We start from the raw sequence: 8,495 nt of genomic DNA, 5'->3' as shown, positions 1-8,495 counted from the left end.
TGCCACCCCGTCCCGGATTAAGCCATCACGCAGCAGCCCGGTGAATAAGAGAGGTTAGCGGCGTTCAAGAAGCGCGTAAAAGCAGGTGATCGGCTGAGGCTTCTGGACGCACCGTCTGGTCATCGACTGCTTGGTACGACCCGCGACATCACCAAAGTGCGCTCGGGCGACCTGATCCTCGAAGGTCGTTCCTACCTGTCCTTTCCCAGGGCCTCTGCCTTCGCCTGCGACGGCCGTCTGATCCGGATCGCCATCGGCTCGCAATATGGTCCTGACGATCATCTGCTCTACGAATGGCTAAGGGCTTCCTGAGCGCCATTTCCTATGGTGATCGCGCTTGCCGAGGCCATGCGCGATATCGGGCTAATTATCAGCGGCACCTTCATGTGACAGCGATCGATATCGATCCGCGTGCGATCCACATGGCCTATATCCAGTTTTCATTTCTTCATATTTCAGCCCATCTCATGGTCGGAAACGCCTTGTCGGGCGAGATACAGGACCATTGGTTCGCCCCGGCGCATATATTGGGGGGATGGACCGCTCGGTTCGCCCTTCGCCTGTGGATCGGCGTGCAAAAGGGACCCCGTTAGCGGGGTGATCGGCGTCTAAAAGGGACCCCTCATTTCGATGGTTTAAGCAGCTTCCTGGATTTTCAGGCGGCGAGATCGGGATGTTGGTTTTGGAGACAGTTTTACGGATCCGGCGTGAGTATGCCGGAGGCAAGGCGATCAAGGCGATCGCGCGGGACCTGCATGTGTCGCGGAAGGTCATCCGCAAAGCGGTCCGAGCGCCGGAGGGCGCCTTTGATTATCAGCGCAAGGTTCAGCCGCTGCCCAGGATCGGTCCGTTTCAGGATCGCCTCAACACGCTGCTGGAAGAGAACGAGCTGCGCGGCAGGCGTGACCGGCTGCGGATGACGCGGATCCATGATCTGTTGGTGCGCGAAGGCTTTGAGGGATCCTACGATGCCGTGCGGCGCTACGCGGCGCGATGGAAGTTGGAACGGCGCAAAGATGCCGGCGATGGTGTCACGGCCTTCATCCCGCTGATGTTCAGGCCAGGCGAGGCCTACCAGTTCGACTGGAGCCATGAAGATGTTGAGATCGCCGGGGCACCGATGCGGGTGAAGGTCGCGCATATGCGACTGTGTGCCTCACGCGCGGTCTATGTCCGGGCTTATCCTCGTGAGAGCCAGGAGATGCTGTTCGACGCGCATGCGCGGGGCTTTGATTTCTTCGGCGGCGTGCCAGGGCGCGGCATCTACGATAATATGAAGACGGCTGTGACGAGCGTGTTCACCGGCAAGGAACGCGTCTTCAACCGGCGGTTCCTGATCATGACCGACCATTATATGGTCGAGCCCACGGCCTGCTCGCCTGCGGCGGGATGGGAGAAGGGTCAGGTCGAGAACCAGGTGCAGACGATCCGGGGTCGCTTCTTCCAGCCCCGGTTGCGGTTCGCCAGTCTCGAAGAGCTCAATGGCTGGCTGGAGGCCGAGTGTCGGCGCTGGGCGGAACGGCAGCCCCATCCCGAACAGGGAGAGCTGACCGTGGCGCAGATGCTGGAGATCGAACGATCTGCGCTGCAGCCGATGCTGGGACCGTTCGACGGCTTCAATGAGAGCGAGCATGCCGTGACCGGCACCTGCCTGATCAGCTTCGACCGCAACCGCTACTCGGTGCTCTCGACGGTGGCACGACGCACGGTGCAGGTCCGCGCCTATGCCGATCGCATCGTCGTTCGCTGCGGCGAAGAGGTTGTCGCTGAACATCCTCGCTACTTTGGGCGCAACCGCACGATCTATGACCCCTGGCATTATCTGCCAGTGCTGGCCCGCAAGCCTGGCGCGCTGCGGAACGGTGCCCCCTTCCAGGACTGGGATCTGCCACCGGCGCTTGCCCGCCTGCGCCGCAAGCTGGGTAATGGCGACGATGCCGATCGCCGGTTCGTCCGTGTGTTGTCGGCCGTACTGACCGATGGCCTGGAGCCTGTCGAAGCCGCTGTGCGTGAGGCACTGGCGACGGGCACGGCAAGCGACGACCTGATCCTCAACATCCTGGCACGACGCCGGGAACCCCCGCGTCCGCTGACGATCATCACCTCCGAGGATAGCGCTTTGCGCCATCCCCCGATCGCCGACTGTGCCCGTTACGACCAGTTGAGGACCTTCGATGCAGCGGCATGACATGATCGAGGCCATGCGCGGGCTTGGCCTCAAGGGCATGGCAGGCGCGTTCGACGATGCCGTCACCACCGGCATTCAGCGCCAGCGCACCACCATGGAGATACTGACCGATCTTCTGAGGGTGGAGGCGACGCATCGTCATGCCGCGTCGATCCGATACCGGATGGCCGCTGCCAGGCTGCCCGTCGTGAAGGACATCGACGCCTTCCGGTTCGAGGGTACCCCAATCAACGAGGGGCTGGTGCGTTCATTGCACAGCGGCACGTTCCTGCCCGCACGGCGCAATATCGTCCTGGTCGGCGGCACAGGCACAGGAAAGACCCATCTGGCCATCGCCATCACCGCCAATGTTGTGCGCTCCGGCGCCCGGGGCCGCTACTTCAACACGGTCGATCTGGTGACCCGCCTCGAAGAGGAGGCCAGGATCGGCAAGAGTGGCGCTCTCGCCGCCCAGCTATCCCGTCTCGATCTGATCGTACTCGACGAACTGGGCTATCTGCCGTTCGCCCGATCGGGCGGCCAGTTGCTGTTCCACCTGATCAGCAAACTCTATGAGCAGACCAGTGTCATCATCACCACCAACCTCGCCTTTGGCGAGTGGCCCACCGTGTTCGGCGAGCCAACCATCCAGTGATACCCCTGATATCGACGGGCTGATCCGCCATGTAACGGTGACGTGCCCTCAGCATCCGCTCTTCGGCGAGCGGTTCGAAGTTCTGAAGCTGGTGTCTGATCGCGGGCCGGCTTGGATGACTATCCGGGTGCCGCATGGCGGGCAGCGAAACATCCTTCGCTCCGTCACCGATCTGGCTACCGCTCCGCCTGACTCGAAATCCGCGCCGTTGGTCTCAGGCTCCATCCTAATGCGAGTCGTTGCGCTGGCAGAGGCGTTGCGCCGTTCATCACAGGACGAGGAATGCCAGAGTGAACATCAGCTCTCCCCGGAGACGGCCAAAGATCCAGATATGGTCGAGCCTGCCGCCAGCAATCCAGCGTCAGCTGGCGGCGACGATAGCGCAGGCTTTGTGCTCGCGCCCAACTGCCCGCTACGCCGGTGACACCGATGTTGAGAGATTATGCCGTAGATGAACGGATAAGCACCACGCAGCAGGCCAAGCTGGCCTATGTCTATGTCCGTCAGTCGAGCGTCGGCCAGATCCGCCATCACCAGGAAAGCACGGCGCTTCAGTATCGGCTTGTCGACCGCGCGCTTGGCCTTGGCTGGCCGCGCGAACGGGTCGAGATCATCGACGACGATCTGGGGAAATCCGGCGCGGAGGCTCAGCACCGATACGGCTTCCAACGCCTAATCGCTGAAGTTGGCTTGGGTCACGCCGGTCTCGTTCTGAGCTACGACGCGTCGCGCCTCGCACGCAACAACAGTGACTGGCATCAACTGCTTCAGCTCTGCTCGATGTTCAGCGTTCTCATCGCCGACAGCGAACGAATATATGATCCTGGACTTTACCATGATCGGCTTTTGTTGGGTCTCTCGGGGATCATGAGCGAGGCTGAGCTGCATCAGATCCGCATGCGCCTGCACACGGGGGAACGGCAGAAGGCGGCGCGCGGCGAACTGCGTATCCCGCTTCCGGCAGGGCTGATCTACGCGCCCGCCGGAGGGATCATGCTCAATCCCGACGCCCAGGTTCAGGAGCGCATCAGACTTGTGTTCGACAGCTTCATGCGCCTGGGAAGCGCAAAGGCAGCAGTGCGCTATCTGCGCCAGGCCGATCTTGCCCTGCCGGTCAGGCCGTTGAAGGGACCGGCGCCACACGAAATAGCCTGGCGCGATGCAACCGATGCGCGTGTGCGCAATATCCTGAAAAACCCTGTCTATGCGGGAGCCTATGTCTACGGACGCCGGTGTGCTGCGCCCGAAAAGCGAAGCGAGGGGGCCAATAACCCGACGCGCGCTGTTCCGCGCGAACAGTGGGAAGTCTGCATCCAGAATGCTCATCCAGCGTATATCAGTTGGGAGACGCATATGGCGATCAGCGACAAGCTCACGGACAATGTCGGCAACTTCAAAGCCGGGCATCGTGGCATGCCTCGGAAGGGAAAGGCGCTGCTGCAGGGTATAGCGATGTGTGGCAGTTGCGGACGGCGCATGGCACTCAACTACTCTGGCCCTGACAGCAACCATCCGGTATATCGGTGCCGTTCCGAACGAGCGACCTGCGTCGGTCAATATTGCCAAGAGGTGCGTGCGCCGCGGGTTGAGGCTGAGGTCGAACGGCAGTTCCTTGCAGCGCTCACCCCTGACCAACTCGCCATCGCGTTGGCCGCGCTCGACGCCATCGACGCGGACGTCCATGGACTCGAACGGCAATGGACACTCAAGCGCGAACGCGCCGAATATGAATGCGAGCGTGCCCGGCGCCAATATGACGCGGTCGAGCCGGAAAACCGCCTCGTTGCCCGTTCGCTCGAAAGCATCTGGGAAAGCAAGCTGCGTGAGGTCGAAAAGGTCGAGCAGGACTATCGGCGGTGGAAGACGGAGCAAACCGTTGCGTTGAATGCCGACGATCGCGCCCGTATCGCAGCGTTCGGCATCGACCTGCCTGATCTTTGGGAAAGAATCGAGAACAGCGAACGCAAGGCGATGCTCCGCCTCGTGATCGACAAGGTCATTCTAGATCAGCGGCGGGCGAAAGGCATGGTGTGGATCCGCATCATCTGGCAGACGGGCGCAGCGACCGAACACTGGGTCATGCGGCGCACTCAATCCTATGCTGAAGCTGCTCATGCCGACGTGCTAGAACAGCGGATCCGAGAGCTCAACGCCGCTGGCATGATGGACGCCGAGGTCGCTACCGCGCTCAACACAGAGGGTCTGCGGAACAGCCTGGACGGGCTGTTCGACCACAACACGGTGCACCTGTTGCGCCAGCGCTGGAATATCCCCACCGTAAAGATCAACGGCGTCGAGCATAATCCGCCCCGTTGGCCGGATGGCAGCTACTCGATCCAAGGTGCCGCGACCGCGCTCGGCGTCACTGAGCAGACGGTGTTCAAATGGCTGAAACGCGGTAAGCTTCAGGGCCGGCAACTAAAGAAGGGACAGCCGTGGCAGGTGGAACTGACCCTCCAGCAAATAAAGGCGCTCACAGCGCCAAATTACAGTATGACCCCTTCCAGGAAAGCAGCATCATGAAACGTTCGGCGATCCGAAGGTTTCGGTCCATTCGTCGAAGGGCAGGTTGCTGGTGATGAAGGTGGAGCCGCGTTCGTAACGCTGGGAGATCAGCTCGAACAACAGTTCGGCGCCGGTCTTGGAGAGCGGCACAAAGCCCAGTTCGTCGATGATGAGCAGCTTGTATCCGGCCATCTGCTTCTGGAAGCGCAGAAGACGGCGCTCGTCGCGGGCCTCCATCATTTCGCTGCAGTCGGGGGATCAATTCTCATCGCTCGATGTCACCAGCGCCGCGCTGGAGCCGGAGAGGTTCGACAATTACGAGCTTGGCCTCAAATGGGATATCCGCCCGACGCTGAACCTGACCGCCGCCATCTACCAGCTTGACCGCACCAACACCCGCGCGGCCGACCCCAATGACCCCGCACGGACGGTGCTCACGGGCGCGCAGCGCAGCAAAGGGCTCGAACTCGGCCTTAGCGGCGCGATCACACCCCAGTGGCAGATCAGCGCGGGCTATGCGCTGCAGGACGCGACAATTCGCAAAACGACGAGTGCCGCCCCGGCCGGGCGCGAGGTTCCGCTGGTTCCCAAACAACAGGCTTCGCTCTGGACGCGTTACGACCTCACCCCACGCTTGGGGGCCGGCGCCGGTGTCTACCACCAGTCGAAAAGCTTCACGTCCATCAGCAACACCGCCATCCTGCCCGCCTTCACCCGCGTCGATGCCGCCGCATTCTTCAAGCTCACCCCCCAGATCGAGGCGCAAATCAACGTCGAGAATCTGCTTAACAGCGATTATTTCTCGTCCGCCTACAACGACAACAACATCATGCCCGGCGCGCCGACGACGGTGCGCGCAACGGTTAGAATGAGATTATAACGGTGTTGGCCAACTTGGTCGGGTGCGGATCAAGCCGCCCTCGCAAAAGTCGGTGAGACGCCGCTGGCCGGTTTAGAAACCAGTCTTCGCCGATGGATCACAGGACTGGCGCATGAACTCCAGGGCATCACCGACGCGGCGCACCGCGTCGTTGTCCCCGACGAATATATCGAGACCCTCGTAGGGCTGCGCGCCCCCTTTGATCTCCACCGACGCCTGGGGCGCGTTGGCCGAGTAAAGCGGTCGGATCGCAACCACCTGATCTAGTTTCACGCTGAGGGCGCTTTTGTCGGCGAGCGTGAGCGTAACGAGGCAACCACCTTTCACTCCTACGCTCGTGATCCTGCTGTTCCGCACGAAACCCGGCCAAGGCTTTGCGACGGCTGTGCCGCGGGTCAGCATGTCCTGGACGAACTTCGACGCACCCGCGGCGGTTCGTGGTTTGGCGGGCACCACCTGCTGAGCCGCCACGGGCGCTGCGCTTCCGAGCGAAAGTGCGTAGATCAATAGGTCAGGACGATGGGGCATCAGTGAACTTTAGCCGACCTTAGTCCTGCGTGGCGATAGGCGGAGGCGGCGCGGGCGCCTGATGCCGGGCGGGAAACAACGGCACGCCACCCCTATGATGGCCGTAGCCGTAATCACCTACGTCGAGCTGGAGAAGGCAATTCGCATAGCTCTCCGTTCCAGGCTGGAAGCCGTAGCTCGCACACGCCGCCCGATGGCGAGCGGCCATTTCTCGCGGACTGACGCAGCCAGAAAGCACGAGCGACGTCGAGATGGCGAGAAGCTTGAAAGCGTCACGCACCATTGTCCTGGTCCAAACAAGGGCGGAACCCAAGGGGAAGAGCGCCGCGCTGGACGCAGAATGAACCAGTCCTCGTCAAAAGCCAAATGCCATTGTGGCCGGGACTCGCGATGGGAAAGCGGTCGACGACAACGCCACATTAACCTTCTTCCTTCACGGTGGAAGCCGGACCAACCCCGACGCGAGCGTGCATGTCGCTTTTCCTCGATCAAACGTTTGCGAGCACCGGGTTAGCTGCGATCCTATTCGGGGCTGTTGGTCTCGGCTGCGTGGTGAGCTGGCCGCTCCTACCCTCGCGCCGGGGAGCGCTCATGGTGCAGGGCGCGGGCGCGGGCGCATTCGCGCTTCACTTCGCGCTGATCGGCGCGCCTACCGCTTCGGCCGCATGCGTTCTTTCCCTGATGCAGCTCACCGTCGCGCTGGTGGTTCGTGACCGGGTTGCCAAGCTCGCGCTCGACGGCGCGACGTTGCTCGCGCTGCTGTTGCTCACCGTGGCGACCTGGCATGGAATCCTGTCCGGCCTTGCCGCTTGCGGCGGTGCATCTTCTTTCATTGCGCGGACCCAGCGATCAACGACGCGGATGAAGATCGTCTTTCTCGTGGCCGCGCCCTTCTGGCTGGCCCACAATCTTCTCATTGGCGCACCGTTCGCCTTGGCCGTTGATCTTGTATCGGTCGCGGGGAATCTGCTCGGGCTTTTTGCCTTTTGGAAGCGGGAACAGCGTCAAGCGGACGGGCCGCGCAGCCTCAGCTATCCGGCGCGGCTTTCCCCACGTCACGCTTTCCGCTCTGGTCACCTTTCCCTCGGCAAACTCGCGATCTCAAAGCGCGCGCGCGCGTTACAGGGAGTCCAGATCCTCACATGACACAGGTAATATACGCGCGCCCACTCCCGCCGGCGCGTTCGATAGCTCAAGTAGGCGGAAAGCAGAGCTGGAGCGAGCTACGGCCGGCGAACCTTGACGACGCTAAAGCTTTGGTACGCTTGAAGATCGCCCTCGCTCGCGAAGCGGAACATATGATCTTCGATGTCCGGGATCGAGGGGAACTCCTGCGCCGCACAACTGCCGAACTAAACGCCGCCGTAGCCGGCGAGCGAGGCATCTTCGTCCTGCAACGCATAGGCGACCTCGTCGGCTACATAGATGTACGGAGCGTGTGCATCGAAGGCGCTGCAGAATTTGCCTCTTTTAATCTGGCTATCCGGACACGGTGGCAGGGACGTGGGCTTGGAGCAAGCCTGGTGAAGTCCGCCGAGGAATGGGTACGTCGCCGTGGCTTGCTCTTCCTGATCTTCCACGTCGCTGTTCGCAACGACCGGGCGTTCGCATTTTATGAACGGCTTGGCTATACCGTGTGCGGAGATGTTGTGGCAGCCAATAAAGAATCAGGCGTTATTGGCGATTACTACGCGATGGGCCGAATGCTCGATGCTGATGCTGAGGAGGATGCGTTAGCGTGATGCATAACTATCATCCCG

6 protein-coding genes and 4 pseudogenes are annotated in these 8,495 nt (G+C 61.7%); 8 read left to right on the top strand and 2 right to left on the bottom strand.

The features are described 5' to 3' along the window. Positions 1 to 54 precede the first annotated feature (54 nt). The 5 genes and pseudogenes from IL54_RS25335 to IL54_RS07305 form a co-directional block, all read left to right on the top strand. A pseudogene (locus IL54_RS25335) lies at positions 55 to 312 on the top strand (hypothetical protein); the annotation flags it as partial. A gap of 12 nt (positions 313 to 324) precedes the next feature. Next, positions 325 to 554 (top strand): annotated as a pseudogene (locus IL54_RS25330) (SAM-dependent DNA methyltransferase); the annotation flags it as partial. Positions 555 to 673: 119 nt separating this feature from the next. Further along, positions 674 to 2,188 (top strand): IS21 family transposase, encoded by a 1,515-nt coding sequence (gene istA, locus IL54_RS07315; RefSeq protein WP_037474355.1) that lies wholly within the window; start codon positions 674 to 676, stop codon positions 2,186 to 2,188. Next, positions 2,175 to 2,810 (top strand): annotated as a pseudogene (gene istB / locus IL54_RS07310) (IS21-like element helper ATPase IstB); the annotation flags it as partial. The gene istA and the pseudogene istB, both read left to right, overlap by 14 nt. 441 nt (positions 2,811 to 3,251) lie before the next feature. Then, complete coding sequence (locus tag IL54_RS07305) at positions 3,252 to 5,345, top strand: recombinase family protein (protein WP_037473055.1); 2,094 nt, start codon at positions 3,252 to 3,254, stop codon at positions 5,343 to 5,345. Here the strand turns inward: IL54_RS07305 and IL54_RS07300 are convergent. Continuing rightward, positions 5,343 to 5,573: pseudogene (locus IL54_RS07300) on the bottom strand (ATP-binding protein); the annotation flags it as partial. The gene IL54_RS07305 and the pseudogene IL54_RS07300 sit on opposite strands and share 3 nt — an antisense overlap. Here IL54_RS07300 and IL54_RS07295 point away from each other — a divergent pair. Then, positions 5,494 to 6,207, top strand: coding sequence for a TonB-dependent receptor (locus IL54_RS07295; protein ID WP_004212917.1), 714 nt, complete (start codon positions 5,494 to 5,496; stop codon positions 6,205 to 6,207). The pseudogene IL54_RS07300 and the gene IL54_RS07295 sit on opposite strands and share 80 nt — an antisense overlap. A 72-nt stretch (positions 6,208 to 6,279) precedes the next feature. Here the strand turns inward: IL54_RS07295 and IL54_RS07290 are convergent, their stop codons facing one another. Beyond that, on the bottom strand, positions 6,280 to 6,678 hold the full coding sequence (locus IL54_RS07290; RefSeq protein ID WP_004212919.1) for a hypothetical protein: 399 nt from the start codon (positions 6,676 to 6,678) through the stop codon (positions 6,280 to 6,282). Positions 6,679 to 7,206: 528 nt separating this feature from the next. Between IL54_RS07290 and IL54_RS07285 the strand changes: the two genes are divergently transcribed. Beyond that, on the top strand, positions 7,207 to 7,881 hold the full coding sequence (locus IL54_RS07285; protein ID WP_076605473.1) for a YgjV family protein: 675 nt from the start codon (positions 7,207 to 7,209) through the stop codon (positions 7,879 to 7,881). Further along, positions 7,878 to 8,477 (top strand): GNAT family N-acetyltransferase, encoded by a 600-nt coding sequence (locus IL54_RS07280; protein ID WP_004212923.1) that lies wholly within the window; start codon positions 7,878 to 7,880, stop codon positions 8,475 to 8,477. Before IL54_RS07285 ends, IL54_RS07280 begins: the two co-directional genes overlap by 4 nt. The last annotated feature ends 18 nt before the right edge of the window (positions 8,478 to 8,495 follow it).

It is taken from the genome of Sphingobium sp. ba1 (assembly GCF_000743655.1).
Classification (GTDB): domain Bacteria; phylum Pseudomonadota; class Alphaproteobacteria; order Sphingomonadales; family Sphingomonadaceae; genus Sphingobium.
This window is presented reverse-complemented; position numbering and strand designations above follow the sequence as displayed.

What these genes read in the sequence shown, in the direction of transcription:
- IL54_RS07280 (WP_004212923.1), top strand. Translation starts at nt 7,878, where the DNA reads ATGACACAGGTAATATACGCGCGCCCACTCCCGCCGGCGCGTTCGATA.
- IL54_RS07305 (WP_037473055.1), top strand. Translation starts at nt 3,252, where the DNA reads ATGTTGAGAGATTATGCCGTAGATGAACGGATAAGCACCACGCAGCAG.
- istA (WP_037474355.1), top strand. Translation starts at nt 674, where the DNA reads ATGTTGGTTTTGGAGACAGTTTTACGGATCCGGCGTGAGTATGCCGGA.
- IL54_RS07295 (WP_004212917.1), top strand. Translation starts at nt 5,494, where the DNA reads ATGATGAGCAGCTTGTATCCGGCCATCTGCTTCTGGAAGCGCAGAAGA.
- IL54_RS07285 (WP_076605473.1), top strand. Translation starts at nt 7,207, where the DNA reads ATGTCGCTTTTCCTCGATCAAACGTTTGCGAGCACCGGGTTAGCTGCG.